This is a genomic window from Vibrio sp. 1401, assembly GCF_033340295.1.
In genome coordinates this window covers 1-673 of the sequence record NZ_JAWOWF010000403.1, presented here as the reverse complement: position 1 = coordinate 673, position 673 = coordinate 1, and the positions used below count along the sequence as shown (strand labels likewise).

The 673-nt window shown below is 48.4% G+C and carries 1 protein-coding gene; it reads left to right on the top strand.

All coding sequences use genetic code 11. The features are described 5' to 3' along the window. A partial coding sequence (locus R7Z77_RS25900; RefSeq protein ID WP_318137117.1) for a cache domain-containing protein occupies window positions 1-673 on the top strand: 673 nt, incomplete at both ends.

Here is a 673-nt window from a genome sequence, read left to right as displayed (position 1 = left end):
AGGTTTGCTCCTCAACAACAGTACTGTGCTGGTGGATCAAATCCGCGATCTCATTTATCTCAGTGATAATGACCGCCTTCGCCCTGTGGGTACGTTGACCGTGTTCCTTGATGATTTGCGTGTGAGCACCAACGTTCCTCTAGACAGCGACCATAGGCTAGGGCGCGCTATTGGTACGCGAGTGAGTGCAGAAGTGTATAACCAAGTGCTCTCTAAAGGTCAGCAATGGGTCGACCGCGCGTATGTGTACGACGCGTGGTACATCACCGCTTATCAACCAATCAAAGACCAGTACGATAACGTCATTGGTATGCTTTATACCGGCTACCTGATGTGGCCATTTGTGAAAGCGTACATGACCAACATCGCCGAAATCAGCCTTATTACCTTAATGCTATTACTGGTTTCTGGCGTCATGGTTTATCGTGGTTCGCGTGATTTGTTCCGACCAATAGAGCGCATTCATAAAGTCGTTAAGCTCGTTCAACTTGGCAAAGAGAAACGTATTGGTCCACTGGGGTTGGATGATCATCATGAGTTGGCGCAGCTGGCTAGGCAGTTCGACAATATGCTTGGCGCCTTGGAAGACAGAAAACTCGAACTCAAAAATGCTGCGGCTCAGTTGGAGTGTAAAGTTCAAGAGCGAACGGCTAGCTTGCGAGAAAAAACTGAG